Genomic DNA, 20,938 nt, shown 5'->3' on the forward strand with positions numbered 1-20,938 from the left:
ACTTACCCGCCTTCACCCGGAGCTTCGGAGAAATACTTCTCCATCTTGCCTTCCTCACCATCGCGCTCTTCCGCCTCTGGCAACGGGTCTTTTTTGGTGACGATGACCGGCCACATTTCCGAGTATTTGCGGTTGAACTCGACCCAAGGTTCCATGCCGGGCTCGGTGTCGGGACGGATAGCATCAGCCGGGCATTCTGGTTCACAGACACCGCAGTCGATACATTCGTCAGGGTGGATGACAAGCGTGTTCTCACCTTCGTAGAAACAGTCCACAGGGCACACTTCCACACAGTCGGTGTATTTGCAGCCGATGCAGTTTTCGGTAACGACGTAGGTCATGTTCAGAATCCCATTCAGGTTTGGCGTCTAGCTAGTTCAGTCCGGGTTTGGCTTCAAGATGTGGGGCCGTTTGGCGTGCGAGAAAGATCAAGCGCGCGCCGATCTTTCTTGGTTGGGCGACCTTTTCCCTCATATGACGGGTTTTTGGGCGGTATGTCCTTCTTTTCCGTCATATCGAAGTACAATTTTTGCGCTTCGGGGGCCGGACCGCGGCGCTCGCCGAGTTTTTCAACGCGCACGACGCGGATGATTTTGCCCTGTGGAAAGGTCAGAACGTCGCCTGGGGCTACCGTCTGGGCAGGTTTCAGAACCCGGTTGCCGTTCAGCCTAACATGGCCGCTGCTGACCTGTTTAGCCGACAGGCTACGGGTCTTGAAGAACCGCGCCTGCCAGAGCCATTTGTCGATCCGCAGCTTGGCCTGATCCATGACGGATCAGTTGCCGCCCTTCAAACCCATCAGCGCTGCTGCAAACGGGTTGTCGGGATCGATCGCCTTTTCTTTCTTCGGAGGCCGGGACGAGAAGGATTTTGCGCCCTGCGGCTTGCCGCCCTTCTTGCCTTGCGGCTTGCGACCGTCCTGAGGTTTCCCACGCGGCTTGCCTTTGCCCTGCCCCTGCTCGCGGCGCGGGCCGCGATTTTGCTGGCGCTGACGGCCCCATGTGAAGGTGTAGAACACCTCGACCTCGGGTTCGTCACTTGCGGGTTCCGCGGCCGGAGCCTCGGCTGCCGCCTCGGTGCTTTCGGTTGCCTCGGCTGGCGCCTCGGTGGGTGCGGCGACCTCTTCGGGCGAAACCTCTACGGCCGAGCTTTCTTCGGAGGCGGGTTGTTCTGCCGCGTCAATCCTAGGTGCCTCGGCTGGTGCAGCTTTGACTTTTTCGCGCTCGCCACGTTCGGCCTTGTAGCCCAAACCCTGCATCAGGTCCGCGAACTGTTCCAGCGTCATGCCGGTGATCGAGAGCATATCGGGCTTGGCCTCAAAGCCGCCCCGGCTGTCCTCAGAGCGCAGCATATCGGCCAGACGTTCCAGCATGTCGATCCGGATCGAGCGGTCACCAGCATCGCGGTAGCCGCACATTGTATCATAACCCTGAGGCGCATCCTTGGCGACCGGTACAGTGACCAGGCCCGGAGGCGGTGCCTCGGGGAATTCCTGCAGACCACTGGACAGCGCCCAAAGAACCAGGCGGAGGCGCGTGGGCGCAGGTTTCAGCAGCAGTGGCATGAAGATGGTGAATTGACCAAAACGGATGCCGTGCTTGCGCAGCGCGCCGCGAGCGTCCTGATCCAGATCCTTGACCTCTTGCGCGACCTGCGCGCGAGGCAGCACACCCAGCGCCTCGACCATGCGGAAGGCAAAACCTTTGGCCAGACCGGACAGTTCCTCATCTCTCGACAGGTTCAGCAGCGGTTCGAAAAGCGCGGCCACTTTGCGGTCGATGAAGTGCTGCAGACGGCGCTGTACCTTCTGTTCGACGTCCGGCCCCGCGGCCTCATCCACAAAAACCTCGACCATCGGCTTGAGAGGCTCGGCCCCGGCAACCAGTTTGCCGACAGCGTATTCGCCCCACATCAGGCCGCCCTGATCCGTGAAATCAATTTCGGTATCGGGTGCATTGTAGAAGCGATCGGCACGCAGATGGAATTGCGGCGCGAGTGCTTGCAATGAGGCCGACTTGAGCGCTTTCGCCTCAGCCCCTTGCGCGCTTTTGTCCGGTGTAAACCGGAACCCTTCCAGACGGCCGACGAATTCGCCTTCGACGGTCACTTCACCCTTGTCATTTACTTCGGCCAAAAGGGCCTCCTTCTGTTTGAGCCGGCGCAACAACACCGAGGTGCGCCGGTCCACAAATCTTTGCGTCAAACGATCATGAAGAGCGTCCGACAACCTGTCTTCTACAGTGCGCGTTTCCTCACGCCAATGCGATTCGTCACGGACCCAGCCGTTTCGTTGCGCAACATATGTCCAAGTGCGAATATAAGCCAACCTTTTGGACAGCGCATCAATATCTCCATCCGTGCGATCAATCCGGCGGATTTGCCGCGCTATGAAGTCATCCGGGATCGCGCCGCGTTCGTGCAAATGGCCGTAGATCACCTCGAGCAGATTGGCATGTTCCGAATGGCTGATGCCCCGAAAATCGGGAATTCGGCACACATCCCATAGCAAACGGATCGACGGGCCATCGCTGGCGCGGGCTGCGACCTCAGTCACCTGGGACAGCGATTTCAACACGTTCAGGTCGTCTGCGGGGCGGGCCTTGGTCAGATGTTCGTCATTCGGGCTGACCTCTAGCGAGTCGATCAGCGCGTCCACTGAGCCGAAGCGAAGGGCGGCATTCCGCCAGTTCAGCTTTTTCATCGGCGTAAAGCGGCTGTCCATGATCGCCTGCGCGACACCTTCGTCCAATGGCGGGGCCTCGCCAGTCACGCCGAACGTGCCATCCGACATACCTCGGCCTGCCCGGCCCGCGATCTGGGCCAACTCATTCGGGGCCAAGGGGCGCATCCGGCGACCGTCGAATTTGGTCAGGGACGAAAACGCCACGTGGTTCACATCTAGGTTCAGGCCCATCCCGATGGCATCGGTGGCAACCAGATAGTCGACCTCACCATTCTGATAGAGGTCGACCTGCGCGTTCCGTGTGCGCGGGCTGAGTGCACCCATGACCACGGCCGCCCCACCCTTTTGGCGGCGCAGCAGTTCTGCGATGGCATAGACGTTTTCGACCGAGAACCCGACAATGGCGCTTCGCGGGGGCATTCGGCTGATCTTTTTCGATCCCGAATACACCAGCTGAGACATCCTCTCGCGCCTTACAAACTGCGCCTCGGGCACAAGTGCCGCAATCGGTCCGCGCATGGTGTCGGACCCCATGAACAGCGTCTCGCTCGTTCCCCGCGACCGCAGCAACCGGTCGGTGAAGACGTGTCCGCGTTCGGGATCCACGCAGAGCTGAATTTCATCAATCGCGACGAAATCTGCGCCCATGCCTTCGGGCATCGCCTCGACCGTGCAGACCCAATACTGCGTACGCGGCGGTACGATCCGCTCCTCGCCGGTCACCAGCGCCACGACCGAGGGGCCGCGAATGGCGACTATCTTGTCATAGACCTCACGCGCGAGCAGACGCAGAGGCAGGCCGATAACACCAGTCCGATACCCCAGCATGCGTTCGATCGCGTAATGAGTTTTACCTGTGTTCGTTGGGCCAAGTACGGCCACTACTCGGGATGACCCGCTCACCTTTGCCCCCTGCGCCTTCCGACTTACAGCGCCTTGCCTTCAACCTGAGGCTTCAGCCGATTCATGGCATTGGTTACTTCTTCATGATGGGGATGTATAGCCAACGCGCGGGAATAAGCCTCAAGCGCCTGATCGGGTTTGCCGACCACCTCGAAGATCAGGCCCAGACCGTAAATGGCCTGATAGTTGTTCGGGTTGAGGGTCAACGCGTGTTCCAGATCGGCGGCGGCCATTCCAAACCGGTCGATGCCGAAAAAGGCCGAGGCCCGCGCGTGCCAGCCTTCGGCAAATTCGGGCGCGTGGTCGGTCAACGCGGTGAGATGTTCGATTGCGGCCTCGATATCGCCATCATCCAGCGCTTCGCGCCCCCGCTCAAGCAACAGATCAGCCGAGGCCGAGCCCGATTGCGACCACAGCGCCTGCAACTGACGATCCAGACCGATGGCTTGTTCCGGTGTTGCCTGCGCAAGTTGCCGCAACAGCGCTTCTTCGTCGCGGGAATCCGCTTGTTGCGCTCCACCACTGGTGGAAAACATGACTAGAACGGCAAGTGCCGCAACGGTACCTTTGAGATTGGTGATTGCAATACCCATAACAATGGTCAGTGTAGCGTTGCGACCGAGGATGTCCATTCACGGCGCATAAACAATATGAGGAAAAGCATGAGCGAGATTCTTGAAAAGGCTGCGGCCGCGCTGAACGAAAAGCTGGCCGGCGGTGGCTTTGATGCGTCCGCCAAGTTTGCAATCGCCGATCTGGGCGCAATTGTTCTGGATGGAGACGGTGCCCGCGTCAGTGATGACGACGCCGATGTGACACTCAGCGCGGATGCGGACACGTTCGAACAGATTCTCAGCGGCGATCTGAACCCAACCGGCGCGTTCATGTCCGGCAAACTCAGCGTTGACGGTGACATGGGAATCGCCATGCAGCTTGCATCGGTTCTGGCCTGATGGAGTACTCGCCGGCCCCCTTTTATGATGACGTGGCCGGCGACCCTGCCGGTGGTACAGCCCATTGGCTCCACACCGCCGACGGCAAACGCATCCGTGTCGGGCACTGGCTGCCCGAGGATGCAAAGAACGGCACGGTATTCCTGTTTCCGGGCCGCACCGAGTATATCGAGAAATACGCGAGCACCGCAGGGGAGTTCCTGAACCGCGGATTTGCCGCCCTCGCCATCGACTGGCGCGGACAGGGCTTGGCCGACCGCATGCTGGACGAGCCTCGCATCGGGCATGTCGAAGAGTTCACCGACTATCAGCATGACGTCGCCGTGGTATTGGAGCTGGCTGAGACACTGGACCTACCGCGCCCGTGGTATGTGATCGGACATTCGATGGGCGGAGCCATCGGCCTGCGGGCGGTCATCCAGAACGATTGCTTTGCAGCCTGCGCATTCACCGGACCGATGTGGGGCATTTTCTTTGTCCCGCTCATGAAACCCCTCAGCCGTCTGACCGCCTATTGGGGCACGGCGCTGGGATTGGGGGAACGCACTCCGCCGACCACTTCTTTGACCAGCTATGTCCTGGCGGAGCCGTTCGAGGGCAACTCGCTGACGCGCGACCCGGCCATGTTCAAGATGATGCAGGATCAACTGAAGGCGCACCCCGAGCTGGCGCTTGGTGCCCCGTCCAACCAATGGTTGCGTGAGGCGCTCAGCGAATGTGAATGGCTGATGGAGCAACCGGCGCCGGACACCGCGTGCCTGACCTATCTGGGCAGCCACGAACAGATCGTTGACCGCAAGGCGATCCGGGCACGGATGGCGAACTGGCCCAACGGCCGTCTGGTCGAGATCCCCGATGGTGAGCATGAGGTGCTGATGGAGGCCCCCGAAGTTCGCAACCCGGTTCTGGACGAGCTGACCGCGCATTTTCTGGCAAATCGCCCCTAAGGCGTCCGCACGGCACTGATCTTGACTGGCGGCTTGTGATCCGGGCGCGCCAGCCCTAGATGTTTGGCAACAAAGCTAATCAGAGGTGTTCCATGCGCGACCTGCCCTTTCCCGTCCGTGATGCAAATGCAGTCGGCGGTTCCGATAACCTTGGCAACCTGCCCGAATGGGACCTGACCGACCTCTATGCCTCGGAAGAGGCGGTCGAGCTGACGCGGGATCTGGACTGGCTTGAAGGTGAATGCGCCTCATTCGCCTCGGACTACGAAGGCAAACTGGCCGATTTGGACGCCGCAGGCCTGCTGACCTGCGTGCATCGAAACGAAAAGATCAACGCCATTGCCGGGCGGATCATGTCCTTCGCCGGTCTGCGCTACTACCAACTGACCACCGATGCCGACCGCGCCAAGTTCCTGTCGGACATGCAGGAAAAGATCACCGTCTTCACGACCCCTCTGGTGTTCTTCACGCTCGAGATCAACCGCATCGAAGACGACGTTCTGCAGGCCCATTTCGCGGCCAATGCTGATCTTGCGCGCTACGAGCCCGTCTTCCGCCGCATCCGCGCGATGAAACCCTACCAACTGTCTGACGAGCTGGAGAAATTCCTCCATGACCTCGGCGTTGTCGGCGACGCTTGGGAGCGTTTGTTCGACGAAACCATCGCGGGCCTGACCTTCACGGTCGACGGCGAAGATCTGAACATCGAAGGCACCCTAAACCTGCTGACAGAACAGGACCGCAGCAAACGCGAGGCGGCCTCGCGTGAGTTGGCCTCAGTGTTTCAGGAGAACATCAAAACCTTCGCCCGCGTTCACAACACGCAGGCCAAGGAAAAGGAAATCGTCGACCGCTGGCGCAATATGCCAACCGCTCAGACCGGTCGTCATCTGTCGAACGACGTCGAGCCCGAAGTGGTCGAAGCCCTGCGCGAAGCCGTGGTCGCCGCCTACCCCAAGCTGAGCCACCGTTACTACGAACTCAAACGTAAATGGCTGGGTCTGGACGTGATGCAGGTCTGGGACCGCAACGCGCCGCTACCCATGGAAGACACCCGCATTGTCGGCTGGGACGAGGCCGAAAAGACGGTGATGGACGCCTATACCGCGTTTGATCCGCGCATGGGTGAGATCGCCTCGCCCTTCTTCTCGAAAGGCTGGATCGACGCGGCGGTGAAGCCGGGCAAGGCACCGGGTGCGTTCGCCCATCCGACTGTGACCGATGTCCACCCTTACGTGATGCTCAACTATCTGGGCAAACCACGCGACGTGATGACGCTGGCGCATGAACTTGGCCACGGCGTCCATCAGGTCCTGGCGGCGGATCAGGGCGAGATGCTGTCCTCGACCCCGCTGACACTGGCCGAAACCGCCAGCGTTTTTGGTGAAATGCTGACCTTCCGCAAAATGCTGGACAAGGCCGAAACCAAGGAACAGCGTAAAGTGCTGCTGGCCGGCAAGGTCGAAGACATGATCAACACCGTCGTCCGCCAGATCGCTTTCTACGATTTCGAATGCAAGCTGCACGCCGCCCGCCGCGAGGGCGAACTGACCCCGGACGACATCAACGCCCTGTGGATGAGCGTTCAGGCGGAAAGCCTTGGCCCGGCATTTGAGTTTATGGAAGGCTATGAAACGTTCTGGGCTTATATCCCGCATTTCGTGCACTCACCCTTCTACGTCTACGCCTATGCGTTCGGAGACGGCCTCGTGAACGCGCTTTATTCAGTCTACGAAAGCGGCGCAGAGGGATTCGAGGACAAGTATTTCGAGATGCTGCGCGCCGGTGGATCAAAACACCACAAAGACCTGCTGGCTCCGTTCGGGTTGGACGCCAGCGACCCCAAATTCTGGGACAAAGGCCTGTCGATGATCTCGGGGTTCATTGACGAACTGGAAGCAATGGAGGGCTGATCACTCCTGTTTCTTGGTCGTCAGGAAGACTGCAGCCACAATCAAAACAGCTCCGAGGGCCGCAATCGGTGTGATCGCGGCCCCCAGAAACAGCGAGGAATTGATAAACGTGAAAACGACAGAAGCGGCAAACATCAATGTTGCCGTCAAAGTCGATACGCGCGCGGCGGCCTCATACCAGAGGTAGTAGGCCATCGCCGTCGGAAGAACGCCCAGCAGGATCAGAAAGATCACATCTTTCGCCGTCGGGGCCTGCAGGGAAAACGCAGCCAATGGCAGCAGCAACACGCCCGCGCAGACAAAAATTCCGAATAGAAAGTTCAATCGCTCGGCCGTTGAGGTCGAATTGCGCATGGCCCGGCTGCTTGAAACCAGAAACACGGCCCAACTAAGCCCTGCGCCAATTTCCAAAAGATCACCGAACAAAGGCTCTCCGCCGCCCTGGAAATCGCGGAACACGGTCAGGAACACGCCAAAGATCGCCAGTATCGTGGCGAGTACATCAACGCGCGTAACTGGCGTATCTGCAAAGAAATAAAGGAAAAGCAGCACAAAAAACGGGGCGGTGTTTTCCAGGACCATGGCATTGGCGGCGCCTGTGTGTTCCAGCCCTATGTGAAACAGGATATAGTTCACGACTGTCGACAGTATGGCCAGCCGAAAGTTCCAGTCTTTGTGTTCGATCGAAACGGGCACACGCATGACCCGCAAAATGCAATAAATCGCCAGTGCCGCGATGAACAAGCGGGTCACTGCGATCTGCAGTCCACCCAGATCGCTCGTTAGGTAGCGCACGATTACACTATGCGTGCCCCAGAGAAACGCGGCTAGAAACCCAAGTAGCAACCCGTTCTGCATCAATGGTTGTTTTGCAGCAGAGCTAGGCATCCTGCGTCTGGCCTATTTCAACTGGCTGTCTTTTGATCCGCGCCGGTTGATGCCTGACCGCTGTTGATAGGTCCCATCCCTCTCCTGCTGGCAATCCAGACACAGCTTGACGCCGGGCAGCGCTTGGCGACGTCTTTCAGGAATGGGTTCCTCGCATTCGGCGCAATGGGTCAGGCTTTCACCAACTGGCCGTTTTTGCGCCTGCATGCGGGCCAGTTCGTCGGAAATCGACGCCTCGATCTGTTCGCTGACCGCACCATCGCGGGCCCAACCTCCGGCCATGACACCTCTCCTTTTATGGATGCAGCACAGAATACGCTCGCCGGGCGACTGCTGACAAGTCAGAGGGGAACGGCATCCGCGAACACGCGATCAATCATCTCTTGCGTCCCACGCGAAAACTCCAGCGGGCACGGATAGGCCGCCCCGCCGCGGACCGAGCGGCAGAAGGCCTCAACCTGCAGTTTGTAGTGATCGTCGCCTGGGAACCGGGTCACCTGAACCTCAAGCCTCGGTCGGTGCAGCTCAACCCGCGCCTCGCCGAACACCCGCGCGTTGAACGGAGCGGTCAGGCGGATGACACCGCCCTCGCCGTGAAACACCATCTCTTGATGCGGGTGCATCCGGATCGATACGTAGGCCGAATAGGTAAAGCCCGGGAATTGCGCGCGAATTTCGGTGAACGTGTCGATGCCGTCCTGCCAGCGGATCGCGGACTGAACCGCGGAGGGCTCCTGGCCTGTGGCAAACCGCGCGCCGCCGATGACGTACACCCCGATATCCCGCAGCCCACCTCCGCCGGTTTCTGCGCGATTACGAATATTCGTCACTTCCTCACGATTGTCGAAACTGAACGCGCCGGTCACATGGACCAGCTTGCCAATGGCGCCATCCGCGATGAGTTTTTGCACAAACTGCCACTGAGGGTGATGCACGATCATATAGGCCTCAGCCGCCAGCAAGCCTGTCTGATCGCGCTTTTCGATCAGGGTATCGAATTCAGCGGCCTGCATCGTTATCGGTTTTTCGCAAAGCACATGTTTGCCCGCGTCCAGCGCCTTCAGGCTCCATTCGACATGCATGTGATTTGGCAGAGGGATGTAGACCGCCTCGATCTCGGGAACGTCCAGCAGCGCGTCGTAGCTGTCATAGACCGTCAGATCCGGGCAGAACGCCTGAAAAGGCTCTGCCTTGGCCGCGTTCGAAGTCGCAAGCCCCGCCAAACGTGCCCCGTCTGCCGTATGGATCGCCGGAGCCATATATTGCCGCGCAAATTTGGCAGCCCCCAGAACACCAAATTGAACCGGTTTCTGCATCGCTCTCTCCCTGATCAGGCCATTTAGATGTGACGCAGACTCAAGACGCAGGCGAGGCAAGTGTCAACACACGATGAAAAGAGCATGAGGTATCCGGCGCAGTGCGCTGATTATCATCGAAAAAAGCCCGCAGATATCTGCGGGCTGTGCGATCCTTGGATCTATCGGGTTGCAAGCATTCCCTTTTCACGAGCCAGATCGCGCATTTTCTTTTGAAGTTTCTCAAAAGCGCGGACTTCGATCTGACGGATGCGCTCGCGGCTCACATTGTATTGCGTGCTGAGCTCTTCCAAAGTCACCGGCTGATCCATTAGGCGGCGTTGGGTCAGGATGTCCTTCTCGCGGTCATTCAGCACCTCAAGGGAGGCAGCCAGCAACTCACGCCGGGCGTCCAGCTCATCACGGGCTTCGTAGTCGCCCGCCTGATCGGCGTCTTCGTCTTCAAGCCAGTCCTGCCACTGCATGGTGCCTTCGCCCTCAGACCCGACGGTCGCGTTCAACGAGGCATCGCCGCCGGACATACGGCGGTTCATGCTAATGACCTCTTCCTCGGTCACGCCAAGATCATTGGCAATCTGAGTGACGTTCTCAGGACGCAGGTCGCCCTCTTCCAACGCACCGATGCGCGCCTTGGCCTTGCGCAGGTTGAAGAACAGCTTTTTCTGCGCCGAGGTCGTGCCCAGCTTCACCAGCGACCAAGACCGCAGGATGTATTCCTGGATCGAGGCGCGAATCCACCACATTGCATAGGTCGCCAGACGGAAGCCCTTTTCCGGGTCGAACCGTTTGACCGCTTGCATCAGGCCCACATTGGCCTCGGAAATAACCTCGGCCTGCGGCAGACCGTAGCCGCGGTAGCCCATGGCAATCTTGGCCGCCAGACGTAGATGCGACGTGACCATTTTATGAGCGGACTCGGTGTCCTGCTCTTCGACCCAGCGCTTGGCCAGCATGTATTCTTCTTCCGGCTCCAGCAGTGGAAACTTGCGAATTTCCTGCATATAGCGGTTCAGGCCGCCCTCAGGCGTCGGCGCGGGGAGATTTGCGTAATTTGCCATTTTGATGTCCCTCCGACAAATGTTTAGTTCTTTAACATATGATATGGGTAAGGAACCCATCCCTTTCAAGAGGTACCGTTAACAGTTTGAAATTAAGCTTAGGTAAAGGAAAGCTAAGAAACTCTTACTCACAGGAGTTTGCATATTATGACAGAGGGGTCCGCAGCGTTTCAATCAGATCCTGCATGTCCTGCGGCAGATCCGCTTCAAATCGAAGGTTTTCGCCTGTTACCGGATGTTCAAAGCCCAAAACGGCGGCATGCAACGCCTGACGCGGAAAGGCGCGCACCGCCTCGGAGGTTGCCGCACTGAACACTTTGGCCGCCAATTTGCGTTTGCCGCCATAGACCGGATCGCCGACCAGACCATGACCTGCATGGGCCATGTGCACGCGAATCTGATGGGTGCGCCCTGTTTCCAGCCAGCATTCGATCAGTGCCAGCCCCGCCGGGGCACCAAATGTTTCAACCACACGCGCTCGCGTCACCGCGTGCCGCCCTCCGTGAAACAGAACCGCCTGTTTCTGACGGTCGGTCTTATGTCGGGCAAGCTGAGTGGTCAGTCGCATGATGTTGCCCGGCTCGAAACTGACGCCTTTTACACCCCGCAAACGTGGATCATTGGCATCTGGCACCCCGTAACAAACCGCTCGGTAATAGCGTTCAACACTATGCGCCTCGAATTGCGCCGCAAGCCCGTGGTGAGCTGCATCCGACTTGGCAACCACAAGTAGCCCACTGGTTTCCTTGTCGATCCGGTGAACAATGCCGGGACGTTTTACCCCACCCACCCCGGACAAGTCTGCCCCGAAATGATGAAGCAGCGCATTCACGAGCGTTCCACTTGGCGAGCCTGGCGCAGGATGTACGACCATCCCGGCGGGTTTGTTCACCACAATCAGGTCGTCATCCTCGAAGACCACGTCCAGCGGGATATCTTCAGGGCCGATATGGCTGTCTTCGGCCTCTGCAACCGTGATGACCACCATGGCCCCTTCCGCCACCTTGGCCTTCGGATCGCGCACCTTAGCGCCCTCGACCAGAACCGAGCCCTCTTCGATCAAACGCGCCAAACGGGTGCGTGACAGGTTTTCCTCGGCTGGAACATCCCGCGAAAGCGCCTTATCAAGGCGAGGCGGCGGAGCGGCCGCGATCTGAAACTCAACCTGTCGGGTGCCCATGACTGTCCCTTCCGAACCCCAAGAAGAACCGCAGGAAACGCCGCAGCTAAGGCTGCTTCGGCGCATGGTCATGCTACTGACCGCGGTGATGATTGGCGGGGTTCTAGTGACATTCGCACTGATTGTCATCCGGCTATCGGACCGGACCCCGACCCTACCCGATCAGATCGAGCTGCCGGATGGCGCAAAAGCACAGGCTGTGACGATCGGGAACAACTGGTACGGCGTTGTCACTGACGACAACCGCATCCTGATCTTCGACAAAACCACCGCGAAACTGCGGCAAGAGATAGTGCTGGAACCCTAGGCACCCTAGGCGTCGGCTTGTTCAAAGACCTCCGCAAAGGTCTTGTGTAGCGCGGTATCCACGTCGGACATGGTCACCGGCAACCCCAGATCAACCAGCGATGTCACGCCGTGTTCCCGAATGCCGCAGGGCACAATGCCCGAGAAATGGTCCAGCTCAGGCTCGACATTGATTGAGATGCCGTGAAAGCTGACCCATTTGCGCAGGCGCAGGCCGATTGCGGCGATCTTGTCTTCCGCAGGTTGTCCGGTGATCGTCAGCGGTTTGTCGTCTCGTTGCACCCACACGCCAACGCGCCCGTCGCGAATCTCGCCTTTGACGTTGAACTCATCCAGTGCGGCGATCACCCAGGTCTCGAGCTGCTTTACAAACAAGCGCACATCGCGGCCCCGTTTGTTCAGGTCGAGCATGACATAGGCGACGCGCTGACCGGGGCCGTGATAGGTGTATTCCCCGCCGCGCTTGCTTTCATAGACAGGGAACCGGTCAGGGTCAGTCAGATCCTGAGGTCGCGCAGACGTACCCGCCGTATAGAGAGGCGGGTGTTCGAGCAGCCAGACGCATTCGTCAGCCTCGCCTGCTGCAATAGCCGCTACACGCGACTCCATAAAAGCGACGGCCTCCTGGTAGTCGGTCAGCCCGTCTGAGATCTTCCATTCCATGCTTGCTTCATACCGTGCGGGTCGGTTGGGGGAAAGAGGTCACGCGGCCTCATCCAGACATTGCTTGAGGACATTGGCGTATGTCTCGACCCCTTGCGCCCCTGTGGTCAGGTATTTCCCGGCAAATACCATCGAAGGCACGCCGGAGATCCCGCGACTGGTCCAGAATTGCTGTTTCTCTCGCACCGGAGCCTGATGATCCCCGGATGCCAAAGCCGCCCGCGCGGCTTGCGGGTCCAACCCGGCCGCCTCAGCCGCGTCTGCCAGCACATCGATGTCAGAAACATCCTTTTGATCCGTGAAATATGCTTCGAAAAGCGCAAGCTTCAGGGGATGCTGCCGCCCCTGCCCCTCGGCCCAGTCCAACAGCTGATGCGCCTGGAACGTATTCACCATGCGGCTGTCGTCGGTGAAATTGAAGGCAAAGCCAAGCTCTGCCCCAATCGAAGTCAACCGCTCGCGCGCCTGTGCGCTTTGTTCAACGGTGCTGCCGTATTTCTCCATGATGTGTTCGCGCAGGTTCTGCCCTTCGGCTGGCATCTGCGGGTTCAGTTCGAACGGATGCCACCTGAGCCGCGCGAGTACGTTTTGCTGCTGCAACGCCTGATCAAGCTGTTTGAAGCCGACGATACACCAAGGACATACAACATCAGAGACAACATCAATCTGAACAACGGGGCGGGTATCCGGGGTGGTCATCGGGGGCTCCTACAGGGTGGTTGGCTGATACACATATGAATGCCGGTACTGAATTTAAACCAACGCGCTTTTGCCTCTTCACATCCGGGTTTTAAGGGTCTATACGCCGCGCTACCAAGTCATTGGCAGTGCGGTCGTGGCGGAATTGGTAGACGCGCAGCGTTGAGGTCGCTGTGGGGTAACTCCCGTGGAAGTTCGAGTCTTCTCGACCGCACCAAGTACTTGATTTTCAACAGGTTTCTTCGTCGAATGTAACGACAAATGGAGCCTTTTGAGATGGATGTACGGGTGCCAAAGGGCCTCTTTAAGAGAGGCAAGGGATACGCGGTCAGAGTCGCAGTACCCAACGAATACCAAGCTATCATCGGTAAGAAAGAGATCGTGCGGGGTCTCGGAACGCAGGACTTGGCTGAGGCTTTGGTCAGGCGGAAAGAGGTCTTGCCGGAGATTCTGGCGTCGATTGGGGAAGGTTCGACGCCCGAACCCATCGTCAAACAGATTGCGAAACTGACCATTCAAGAAGGGACGACTGTCAAAGACACAGCACATCGTTGGCTCAGAGAGGCTGACGGTATCAAAGAGTCCACCAAGGCTAGATATCGGCAACACCTTGAGGGCTTTGAAGCCTTCGCTGGTAATATTGAGGTCACTGAAATCAACAGGGCGTTGGCTCTGTCATTCATGGAGTATCTCAAAGTTACACCGTCAGAAAGAACTGGCGAGATACTTTCGGCCCGTTCATTGCAGTCCTATCAATGCTGCCTCGCCTCTTATTGGCGTATCCTAGATCATTGGGGCTTGGTCGATCCCGATGTTCGCAATCCCTTTTCGTCGCTTCTGCGACGTGTGGCTGGGCAGAAAAAGAAGATTGACCCGAGAGAAAAGAAACTACGGCCAGTGTCCCGAGAGGAAGCGGAGCGCCTTCTCGCGTGTATCGCTGGCAACTCGTCTCTAAAATACCAATTCGAAATGTTCGTCACAGTACGATTGCTTTGGGTTACCGGATGCCGCCTCAATGAAATCTGTGGGCGCTATCTGACCGACATAGAGGACCGGGGCGAACCCTATGCCTGATCTCATGGAAACCGATAGCATCAAGAACGCAACCCAAGGTGAACTCGAAGAACTCAATGGGCTACTTGTTCGGGAACTGATCGCCAAAATCAAGGAAGGTACCGCCACCGGTACCGACCTCTCAACGGCGGTAAAGCTAATGAAGGAACACAAGGTCCAACCGATTGATCCTAGAGTTCCAGCGACCTCCTATCACAGTCAGATACCGGCTGAGCAATTGGACTATCCGGTGGACGTTGACTTGGGCTAGAGTTGATTTTGTCGAGGGCTCGAAGTTGCAAAACTAATGCATGGCCCCGAGCTCTCGTCAATTGAACTAATCTGTTTTTGGGCTCGGCTGGCTATGCTGAGCTATCCGAGAATTGCGCAGTTGTCTTTAAAGTAAGTCTAATTTGGAGGATCAAATGCCTGACAAGACAGAACAAGAGGAAGACTCGAAACCGATTTGGCATAATCCAGTTTGGGTTACTGCAATTGTCGGCTTGATGGGAGCATTCTTGACGGTTCCAGAAGTCATCAGTGACTATTTGTCAAAAAAACAAGACATTAAACTGGCTGAGGAACAAACACGAGCTCAAAGCGTCAAAAACGAAAATGACAAACAAGCACTAGAGTTTACGATCGTAAACAACACGCTTGCGCAACAGGGCTCAGAAAGAGTTTTCGTACTAAGGTATTTGGCAAAAACTCTAGATGATGAGGATGCTAAGTTGTGGGCTATTGAGGAAGTGGAGAGATTGGACGAACTGGCTCAGCTTGAAGCTGATCTCGCCGAGAAAACGAATGAACTACTCGCACTACGGATTGCGGCGACTAAACAAGCGGAGCCTGGAGAACCACCGGAGTTCAATCCCAAAGTGGAGGCATTGCAACAAGAATTGGCGAAGCAAACAACGGAAGTTAAGCGACTGACAATAGAAGCCGGTATTTCTGGGCACGGTTCCTCTGATGCTAGAGCTACTTCGATCGAGAGAATAATAGATAGGATTATAATAGTCCCAGTTCAGTCCGACAGTATTCGAGAGCTAAAGAGATATCAGAGAAGTAACCTAGGGTTCTCAGATGTCGGTGCTCATTTTCTGATAACATCTGATGGCGCTATTGAAACCGGAAGAAGTATCTCGGCGAACCCTGCGGTTCTACAGGGGAGTAATTCGGGAACAATCGGTGTCTACATAAACTGTCCTCGTTGGGAGCCTCGAAACGAAATACTTCTCTGCGATTTTGATGATCAGCAAATAGCGAGCCTGAATGGTTTACTTAATTCCCTCAAATCTGAGTACGGCATATCCGACGAAAGAGTCTTTGATCGCGGGGAAATATCAGGACGCCATATCGCATCTACAATTATCGATGACCTGTCGTCCGACACCAATGTTGGAGAGTAGCAAAGCACTCATTTAACCATAACAAGACCAAAAGATATTAAGAAATGAGCATAGAAACTATAGACCTGAGGGGTGGAATGAGCCCCTCAGTCGACTCAGAGCCACTCAAAGCCACACCAGACTCCCTACCTACCACGAAACCACTAATACACCTCAGCGAGTCTCTCAGGGCTTCTCTGGACACACTGCCAGACGACGCTTTGTCGATCCTTGGCCCAGACCTGTTTGACCAAGCCAACAAGGAACTGAACAAAAGACCACAGAGCCAAAATGCCAACATGCAATCTGGTGTCCTTTTCAATGCCGTTGATGGTCACATGCGGTTCTTCTACCGCGACGAGAAGAGTAGAGCGCGGCACATGTACCAAAACATTGTCGGGCTTTGTTATCCTTGTTCTAAGTCCGATGATGAGAAGCGCCGGTTGAACCAGGCGTTTGAGGACGGTTGGGATAGTGGCAAGCTTGGGTTCTTGGCGGATGTTCCGAGGGAGGAATTGGGAGAGCTAGAGAAATTCTAGCTTGATGAAAAAACGGCGTTCGTCGCCAACAACGCTTTTCGGAAACGATACGGTTTGAATGGATGTAAGGGACGTTAGACGTGACTGTGAACCATTAGGCTGTTTTCGTCTTGGTGCTATCCTATGCAGCTTTGTTTCTTTTGGGAGTACGCACCTTTAGTTTACTCGCTTTTGACAAAATTAGCTGGCGTCATGGGCTAATTGGCGCAAAAGCTCCTGCGAGAATCTCAACGGCAAAGTACCCAACGGTCCATCCCGCAATTAGCGATACCCCAACTAGCAGTGCATTTCCAATTTCTGACGAGGCTGAATAAACACCCAATGCCGCACGATAAGCACCTACTAGAACTGTTGTGATCAAAAATACGTTCACAAGCATATAGGCAGTAAAAATATAAAAAATATAGTCGCTTAGCTTCAAGCTAGGGTCTCTGAGATCGTATCCAATCCAGAACGAAACGTGGTTTATTTCTGAATAGCTGAACGACTCAATTTGTTCCAGACTTGACATGATTAAAGAGTAGGCAAGTGGATCTGTTCGGTTCACAGCGCCAACCACAAATATGGACGTGACAATAAACCAAAACTGGTACGAGGATACCGCATACAAAAAGGGTGTCATTATTTTCTGAGATGGGCCTAGGTATCCAAAAATACGCCAGGCCACATAAATTGTGGCAGTTGAGATTAGAGTGGAAGTGCAGAACACAAATAAAAAGACTAACAGTTGCTCAATATTTGGTGCTCCACGGTTTACCGCTGATATCGCAAACAGCCCGCATATCGCATATGAAACAACCATGAAAAAGACTGCGTCTTTGTAGTTTTCCAGATGTGTTGCTCGCTCAGAAAACGTTTTGTATGGCTCACGAAAAATAAGCGTGATACCACGCAAATAGTTCCAAAGATAAGGTGCAATATTCTTGATGACATCGTTCATGGTTAGCCGATTTGCTCAATAAATTGGTCGAATGGGGAAAGGATACCTTTGGTCTTCAAATAAAGCAAACTCAGCCCACTATGATACGCCAATGTTGCGTTCACTAGTATGTCTGCCATTTGATTTTTCTACATATCCTGAGTCAATCTGACTCACCCTTTCATGTACGGGTTGACCACTCGGATTCTGTTACAGTAACAATCGTACTTGCAGTACCTAGCTGTGCGAAGAACCCAAGAAGGTCACGCGGTAAAAGACACCAAGTTTTCAGTGCGTTAGACGGAATGTTGACACGCGGTTTACTTGAGGTCGCTGTGGGGTAACTCCCGTGGAAATTCGAGTCTTCTCGACCGCACCAACAAGAACAATAGCTTGGCCGCTTTCCCTCAATGCCGCGACTATTCTTTGCAACTGAAAAGTAGCTTTGCGTCCGTCTTTGACGGATCACCATTGACGCGCCTTAGTTTTTCACCTTTTGCAAAAGACGACCGCTTGCGCGCCAAGAAGGTTGTTGCGTATGCCTCGAAAACCGATCTTGTTTGGCAGGCTAAAGGACTGGCAGCGCGTGGCAATAAGGTACATCAAGCGCCCCAAAGTCTTCGTGTCCGCAACTGCGTTCGCCGCACTCTTTTTCCATTGGCTATGCGTCCTGAGCCTTGCGCATTAAATGCCTTGATCGAATCGCCTAGGCGGCAAAATCCACGTACAATCCCTGCGCACGCGCCCCTCTGTTTCCAAGCTACGGCCACCGGTCGTTTCAACCCTGCAATATTCGACAGCAATTGTGGCCATTTAAGTAAAAGCTTAACCAAATTTCACTAAACCGGCATACATTCGCCCGGTTACAGAGTAGCATTGTCCTACCAGTCTTGAGTGAGTGGTATGTTAACCGGTAACCCGGATCTGCTCCGGTGACCCGTGAAGTGTATGGGTACGAGTCTGCCGTTCCGACCCCAAATCGGAACGGCAATTTCGTTCCGGGCTATGTTTCAGGCGCCTATGGCGGTCCAATACACGAATGCTCTAAGCCTAGAGCGCGGCCTTGATTTGCTCAGCGTGTTTGGCGATCGCTTCGAAATCCCCCATCGTGCCGGGCGCGCGAAGGGGTTCACCATCATGTCGAGGCAGAATGTGAAAATGCAGGTGGAAGACCTCCTGCCCGCCTGCGGCTTCATTGAATTGCTGAATGGTCACCCCACCGGCGTCGAACGCCTGCTTGGCAGCGCGGGCCAGTTTTTGAACGGTCGCCATGACGGCATTCAACTGCTCGGGCGTCGCATCCAGCACATTGCGGCATGGAGTTTTCGGGATGACCAGCAGATGACCATCGGCGCGGGGCATGATGTCCATGAATGCCAGCGTCTCATCATCTTCGTATACGCGGGTCGAGGGGATCTCGCCGCGCAGGATTTTGGCGAAAATATTGTCCGGATCATATGCTGACATGTCGGGCCTCTGAATTTGCAATGGGTTCAAAGGAGTTCTGCGGTTCGAACGTGCGTCGGTCAAGGCGGAACTCGGCCGATTCAGGCTGACGAACCTGCGCGACCTCTTGAAAGCTGGGATGAAATAGCCAGATTCGACCCATCGATGATCTGAATTCGCGGCGCAGTGCTCTGCCCGCGACAATTATTCTTGATCCAGATCAAACTCGGCCATTGAAGGCAACCTCAACGCAATCTAAAACCAGCAGTAATCCCGCGCACCGGAGAGGTCTGGTTGCGCGGCGTAGTTGCAACAGGAGGCACCTAAAATGGCAGACGCAGCCATTCATGGCCACGATCATGAAGACGAGCGCTCGTTCTTTCAGCGCTGGTTCATGTCGACCAACCACAAGGACATCGGGATTCTCTACCTGATCTTCTCGGCTATCGCCGGGTTCATCTCGGTGGCGATGACCGTTTACATGCGGCTTGAGCTGATGCACCCCGGTGTTCAGTATATGTGCCTGGAAGGCTTCATGGCCGATCCATGTACACCAAACGGCCATCTGTGGAACGTGATGATCACCTATCACGGTGTTCTGATGATGTTCTTCGTTGTCATCCCTGCCCTGTTCGGCGGATTTGGCAACTATTTCATGCCGTTGCAGATCGGCGCGCCAGATATGGCGTTCCCGCGGATGAACAACTTGTCCTTCTGGCTGTATGTCGCTGGTACCTCTCTGGGTGTGGCCTCGCTGCTCAGCCCCGGTGGTAACGACCAGTTGGGGTCAGGCGTGGGTTGGGTTCTCTACCCACCGCTGTCCACGACCGAGGGCGGCATGTCCATGGACCTTGCGATCTTCGCCGTTCACGTCTCGGGCGCGTCATCCATTCTGGGCGCGATCAACATGATCACAACCTTCCTGAACATGCGTGCCCCGGGCATGACCCTGTTCAAGGTGCCGCTGTTCAGCTGGTCGATCTTCGTCACTTCGTGGCTGATTCTGCTGTCGCTGCCCGTCCTGGCCGGCGCGATCACCATGCTGCTGATGGACCGCAACTTCGGCTTTACGTTCTTTGATCCGGCCGGTGGCGGTGACCCAATCCTGTATCAGCACATCCTGTGGTTCTTCGGCCACCCGGAAGTGTACATCGTGATCCTGCCCGGCTTCGGCATCATCAGCCACGTGATTGCGACTTTCGCACGCAAGCCGATCTTCGGTTACTTGCCGATGGTCTGGGCAATCATCGCGATCGGTGTTCTGGGCTTCGTCGTATGGGCGCACCACATGTACACCGTTGGCATGTCGCTGCGTCAGCAGGCCTATTTCATGCTGGCCACGATGGTCATCGCGGTTCCAACAGGTGTTAAGGTCTTCTCGTGGATCGCGACCATGTGGGGCGGCTCGATCGAGTTCAAGACACCAATGCTGTTCGCCTTCGGCTTCCTGTTCCTGTTCACCGTTGGCGGTGTGACCGGTGTGGTTCTGTCGCAGGCCGGTATCGACCGCGCCTATCACGACACCTACTACGTTGTGGCGCACTTCCACTATGTGATGAGCTTGGGCGCCGTCTTCGCGATCTTCGCTGGCGTCTACTTCTACTTCTCGAAGATGACCGGTCGTCAGTATTCCGAGTTCTGGGGCAAGGTTCACTTCTGGATGTTCTTTATCGGCGCCAACCTGACCTTCTTCCCGCAGCACTTCCTGGGCCGTCAAGGCATGCCGCGCCGCTATATCGACTACCCTGAAGCATTCGCTCAGTGGAACTTCGTGTCGTCGATCGGTGCATTCGTGTCCTTCGCATCGTTCCTGCTGTTCTTCGGCATCGTGTTCTACGCCCTCTTCCGCGGCGCAAAAGAAACACGTCCGAACCCGTGGAACGAGTACGCGGATACGCTGGAATGGACCCTGCCCACACCGCCGCCCGAACACACGTTCGAGCAGCTGCCAAAGCAGGAAGACTGGGACAAAGGCCACGCGCACTAAGCCCGAACTGAAAAACAAAGAAACCCCGCCATCCCGGCGGGGTTTTTCGTTGCGCATTCACCTTTTCGTACAACACATCGCCAGATCGGGCAAAATA

22 protein-coding genes and 1 tRNA gene are annotated in these 20,938 nt (G+C 56.3%); 10 read left to right on the forward strand and 13 right to left on the reverse strand.

Annotated elements, in window-relative coordinates; genetic code table 11:
- Positions 1-2: 2 nt before the first annotated feature.
- Genes fdxA through ACR0AI_RS04365 form a run of 4 tightly spaced genes read right to left on the reverse strand, consistent with a single transcriptional unit; the run spans position 3 to position 4,218 of the window.
- Positions 3-341, reverse strand: a complete 339-nt coding sequence (gene fdxA / locus ACR0AI_RS04350; RefSeq protein WP_480671855.1) for a ferredoxin FdxA — start codon at positions 339-341, stop codon at positions 3-5.
- Between the two features lie 53 nt (positions 342-394).
- Positions 395-769 (reverse strand): RNA-binding S4 domain-containing protein, encoded by a 375-nt coding sequence (locus ACR0AI_RS04355; RefSeq protein ID WP_480671857.1) that lies wholly within the window; start codon positions 767-769, stop codon positions 395-397.
- Between the two features lie 6 nt (positions 770-775).
- Positions 776-3,586, reverse strand: a complete 2,811-nt coding sequence (locus ACR0AI_RS04360; RefSeq protein ID WP_480671859.1) for a helicase-related protein — start codon at positions 3,584-3,586, stop codon at positions 776-778.
- Positions 3,587-3,609: 23 nt separating this feature from the next.
- Complete coding sequence (locus ACR0AI_RS04365; protein WP_170469968.1) at positions 3,610-4,218, reverse strand: tetratricopeptide repeat protein; 609 nt, start codon at positions 4,216-4,218, stop codon at positions 3,610-3,612.
- Between the two features lie 30 nt (positions 4,219-4,248).
- Between ACR0AI_RS04365 and ACR0AI_RS04370 the strand changes: the two genes are divergently transcribed.
- The 3 genes from ACR0AI_RS04370 (at position 4,249) to ACR0AI_RS04380 (ending at position 7,399) form a co-directional block, all read left to right on the forward strand.
- Positions 4,249-4,539 carry an SCP2 sterol-binding domain-containing protein gene (locus ACR0AI_RS04370; RefSeq protein ID WP_170457946.1) on the forward strand — a complete coding sequence of 97 codons (291 nt, stop codon included), beginning with the start codon at positions 4,249-4,251 and terminating at the stop codon, positions 4,537-4,539.
- The gene (locus ACR0AI_RS04375) at positions 4,539-5,486 is read left to right on the forward strand and encodes an alpha/beta fold hydrolase (RefSeq protein ID WP_480671861.1); all 948 of its coding nucleotides are present in this window, start codon (positions 4,539-4,541) and stop codon (positions 5,484-5,486) included. The genes ACR0AI_RS04370 and ACR0AI_RS04375 overlap by 1 nt, the downstream gene beginning before the upstream one ends.
- 92 nt (positions 5,487-5,578) lie before the next feature.
- The gene (locus ACR0AI_RS04380) at positions 5,579-7,399 is read left to right on the forward strand and encodes a M3 family oligoendopeptidase (protein WP_480671863.1); all 1,821 of its coding nucleotides are present in this window, start codon (positions 5,579-5,581) and stop codon (positions 7,397-7,399) included.
- Here the strand turns inward: ACR0AI_RS04380 and ACR0AI_RS04385 are convergent, their stop codons facing one another.
- From ACR0AI_RS04385 to ACR0AI_RS04405, 5 genes are all read right to left on the reverse strand, one after another.
- Entirely contained in the window at positions 7,400-8,257 is an 858-nt protein-coding gene (locus ACR0AI_RS04385) for a DMT family transporter (protein WP_480671865.1), read from the reverse strand.
- Positions 8,258-8,299: 42 nt separating this feature from the next.
- A complete protein-coding gene (locus ACR0AI_RS04390) occupies positions 8,300-8,569 on the reverse strand; it encodes a DksA/TraR family C4-type zinc finger protein (RefSeq protein WP_480671867.1) in 270 nt (89 codons plus the stop codon).
- A 59-nt stretch (positions 8,570-8,628) separates the two neighbouring features.
- Positions 8,629-9,603: a Gfo/Idh/MocA family protein gene (locus ACR0AI_RS04395; RefSeq protein ID WP_480671869.1), complete on the reverse strand. Its 975-nt coding sequence runs from the start codon at positions 9,601-9,603 to the stop codon at positions 8,629-8,631.
- A gap of 161 nt (positions 9,604-9,764) precedes the next feature.
- Positions 9,765-10,661 (reverse strand): RNA polymerase sigma factor RpoH, encoded by an 897-nt coding sequence (gene rpoH, locus ACR0AI_RS04400; RefSeq protein ID WP_170376464.1) that lies wholly within the window; start codon positions 10,659-10,661, stop codon positions 9,765-9,767.
- A 145-nt stretch (positions 10,662-10,806) separates the two neighbouring features.
- Positions 10,807-11,841: an RluA family pseudouridine synthase gene (locus tag ACR0AI_RS04405; protein ID WP_480671871.1), complete on the reverse strand. Its 1,035-nt coding sequence runs from the start codon at positions 11,839-11,841 to the stop codon at positions 10,807-10,809.
- On the opposite strand from ACR0AI_RS04405, the gene ACR0AI_RS04410 reads away from it, so the two are divergent.
- Positions 11,840-12,148 (forward strand): DUF6476 family protein, encoded by a 309-nt coding sequence (locus ACR0AI_RS04410; protein ID WP_170551447.1) that lies wholly within the window; start codon positions 11,840-11,842, stop codon positions 12,146-12,148. The two genes, ACR0AI_RS04405 and ACR0AI_RS04410, sit on opposite strands and share 2 nt — an antisense overlap.
- A 5-nt stretch (positions 12,149-12,153) precedes the next feature.
- Here the strand turns inward: ACR0AI_RS04410 and lipB are convergent, their stop codons facing one another.
- Positions 12,154-12,810: a lipoyl(octanoyl) transferase LipB gene (gene lipB, locus ACR0AI_RS04415; protein WP_480671874.1), complete on the reverse strand. Its 657-nt coding sequence runs from the start codon at positions 12,808-12,810 to the stop codon at positions 12,154-12,156.
- Positions 12,811-12,849: 39 nt separating this feature from the next.
- Positions 12,850-13,509 carry a DsbA family oxidoreductase gene (locus tag ACR0AI_RS04420; RefSeq protein WP_480565311.1) on the reverse strand — a complete coding sequence of 220 codons (660 nt, stop codon included), beginning with the start codon at positions 13,507-13,509 and terminating at the stop codon, positions 12,850-12,852.
- A 130-nt stretch (positions 13,510-13,639) separates the two neighbouring features.
- Here ACR0AI_RS04420 and ACR0AI_RS04425 point away from each other — a divergent pair.
- The 5 genes from ACR0AI_RS04425 (at position 13,640) to ACR0AI_RS04445 (ending at position 16,489) form a co-directional block, all read left to right on the forward strand.
- A tRNA-Leu gene (locus tag ACR0AI_RS04425) sits at positions 13,640-13,726 on the forward strand.
- A 44-nt stretch (positions 13,727-13,770) separates the two neighbouring features.
- Complete coding sequence (locus tag ACR0AI_RS04430) at positions 13,771-14,583, forward strand: DUF6538 domain-containing protein (protein ID WP_480671876.1); 813 nt, start codon at positions 13,771-13,773, stop codon at positions 14,581-14,583.
- Positions 14,576-14,833, forward strand: coding sequence for a hypothetical protein (locus ACR0AI_RS04435; RefSeq protein ID WP_480671878.1), 258 nt, complete (start codon positions 14,576-14,578; stop codon positions 14,831-14,833). Before ACR0AI_RS04430 ends, ACR0AI_RS04435 begins: the two co-directional genes overlap by 8 nt.
- A 154-nt stretch (positions 14,834-14,987) precedes the next feature.
- Positions 14,988-15,971, forward strand: coding sequence for a peptidoglycan recognition protein family protein (locus tag ACR0AI_RS04440; RefSeq protein ID WP_480671880.1), 984 nt, complete (start codon positions 14,988-14,990; stop codon positions 15,969-15,971).
- A gap of 200 nt (positions 15,972-16,171) precedes the next feature.
- Positions 16,172-16,489, forward strand: coding sequence for a hypothetical protein (locus ACR0AI_RS04445; protein WP_480671882.1), 318 nt, complete (start codon positions 16,172-16,174; stop codon positions 16,487-16,489).
- A gap of 190 nt (positions 16,490-16,679) precedes the next feature.
- On the opposite strand, the gene ACR0AI_RS04450 is transcribed toward ACR0AI_RS04445, so the two are convergent.
- Entirely contained in the window at positions 16,680-17,429 is a 750-nt protein-coding gene (locus ACR0AI_RS04450; RefSeq protein WP_480671884.1) for a hypothetical protein, read from the reverse strand.
- Positions 17,430-18,458: 1,029 nt separating this feature from the next.
- Positions 18,459-18,875: an HIT family protein gene (locus ACR0AI_RS04455; RefSeq protein WP_480671886.1), complete on the reverse strand. Its 417-nt coding sequence runs from the start codon at positions 18,873-18,875 to the stop codon at positions 18,459-18,461.
- Between the two features lie 307 nt (positions 18,876-19,182).
- On the opposite strand from ACR0AI_RS04455, the gene ctaD reads away from it, so the two are divergent.
- A complete protein-coding gene (ctaD, locus tag ACR0AI_RS04460) occupies positions 19,183-20,841 on the forward strand; it encodes a cytochrome c oxidase subunit I (protein WP_170470015.1) in 1,659 nt (552 codons plus the stop codon).
- Positions 20,842-20,938 lie beyond the last annotated feature (97 nt).

The sequence above is a fragment of the Ruegeria sp. BG3 genome, from assembly GCF_056538485.1.

What these genes read in the sequence shown, in the direction of transcription:
- ACR0AI_RS04370 (WP_170457946.1), top strand. Translation starts at nt 4,249, where the DNA reads ATGAGCGAGATTCTTGAAAAGGCTGCGGCCGCGCTGAACGAAAAGCTG.
- ACR0AI_RS04430 (WP_480671876.1), top strand. Translation starts at nt 13,771, where the DNA reads ATGGAGCCTTTTGAGATGGATGTACGGGTGCCAAAGGGCCTCTTTAAG.
- ACR0AI_RS04385 (WP_480671865.1), bottom strand. Translation starts at nt 8,257, where the DNA reads ATGCAGAACGGGTTGCTACTTGGGTTTCTAGCCGCGTTTCTCTGGGGC.
- ACR0AI_RS04410 (WP_170551447.1), top strand. Translation starts at nt 11,840, where the DNA reads ATGACTGTCCCTTCCGAACCCCAAGAAGAACCGCAGGAAACGCCGCAG.
- ACR0AI_RS04380 (WP_480671863.1), top strand. Translation starts at nt 5,579, where the DNA reads ATGCGCGACCTGCCCTTTCCCGTCCGTGATGCAAATGCAGTCGGCGGT.
- ACR0AI_RS04440 (WP_480671880.1), top strand. Translation starts at nt 14,988, where the DNA reads ATGCCTGACAAGACAGAACAAGAGGAAGACTCGAAACCGATTTGGCAT.
- ACR0AI_RS04405 (WP_480671871.1), bottom strand. Translation starts at nt 11,841, where the DNA reads ATGGGCACCCGACAGGTTGAGTTTCAGATCGCGGCCGCTCCGCCGCCT.
- ctaD (WP_170470015.1), top strand. Translation starts at nt 19,183, where the DNA reads ATGGCAGACGCAGCCATTCATGGCCACGATCATGAAGACGAGCGCTCG.
- lipB (WP_480671874.1), bottom strand. Translation starts at nt 12,810, where the DNA reads ATGGAATGGAAGATCTCAGACGGGCTGACCGACTACCAGGAGGCCGTC.
- ACR0AI_RS04435 (WP_480671878.1), top strand. Translation starts at nt 14,576, where the DNA reads ATGCCTGATCTCATGGAAACCGATAGCATCAAGAACGCAACCCAAGGT.
- ACR0AI_RS04450 (WP_480671884.1), bottom strand. Translation starts at nt 17,429, where the DNA reads ATGAACGATGTCATCAAGAATATTGCACCTTATCTTTGGAACTATTTG.
- ACR0AI_RS04390 (WP_480671867.1), bottom strand. Translation starts at nt 8,569, where the DNA reads ATGGCCGGAGGTTGGGCCCGCGATGGTGCGGTCAGCGAACAGATCGAG.
- rpoH (WP_170376464.1), bottom strand. Translation starts at nt 10,661, where the DNA reads ATGGCAAATTACGCAAATCTCCCCGCGCCGACGCCTGAGGGCGGCCTG.
- ACR0AI_RS04420 (WP_480565311.1), bottom strand. Translation starts at nt 13,509, where the DNA reads ATGACCACCCCGGATACCCGCCCCGTTGTTCAGATTGATGTTGTCTCT.
- ACR0AI_RS04355 (WP_480671857.1), bottom strand. Translation starts at nt 769, where the DNA reads ATGGATCAGGCCAAGCTGCGGATCGACAAATGGCTCTGGCAGGCGCGG.
- fdxA (WP_480671855.1), bottom strand. Translation starts at nt 341, where the DNA reads ATGACCTACGTCGTTACCGAAAACTGCATCGGCTGCAAATACACCGAC.
- ACR0AI_RS04365 (WP_170469968.1), bottom strand. Translation starts at nt 4,218, where the DNA reads ATGGACATCCTCGGTCGCAACGCTACACTGACCATTGTTATGGGTATT.
- ACR0AI_RS04455 (WP_480671886.1), bottom strand. Translation starts at nt 18,875, where the DNA reads ATGTCAGCATATGATCCGGACAATATTTTCGCCAAAATCCTGCGCGGC.
- ACR0AI_RS04375 (WP_480671861.1), top strand. Translation starts at nt 4,539, where the DNA reads ATGGAGTACTCGCCGGCCCCCTTTTATGATGACGTGGCCGGCGACCCT.
- ACR0AI_RS04395 (WP_480671869.1), bottom strand. Translation starts at nt 9,603, where the DNA reads ATGCAGAAACCGGTTCAATTTGGTGTTCTGGGGGCTGCCAAATTTGCG.